Genomic DNA, 206 nt, shown 5'->3' on the forward strand with positions numbered 1-206 from the left:
TCGACATCTGCGCGCCGGGGGCACGGCATCTGGCCCTTGAACTGATCATTGCGGATCGAACCCAGTTCGCCGGCTCCGCTCCCGTCGGTGGGCCTACGATCCGGCTCCTCCAGTGGGCCATGACCTCGGCCGGGCACTCGTTCTGCTGGCATGTCGAGGATCCGGATCCTGAGAAGTGGCCGATCTTCGCCCGCAGCGACAAATGG

General features: G+C 65.5%; 1 pseudogene. It reads left to right on the top strand.

Features of this window, described 5'->3' with window-relative positions:
• Positions 1 to 206 (top strand): annotated as a pseudogene (locus GTW40_RS32980) (hypothetical protein); the annotation flags it as partial.

The organism is Streptomyces sp. SID4985 (genome assembly GCF_009863025.1).
In the GTDB taxonomy this organism is placed as follows: Bacteria; Actinomycetota; Actinomycetes; order Streptomycetales; family Streptomycetaceae; genus Streptomyces.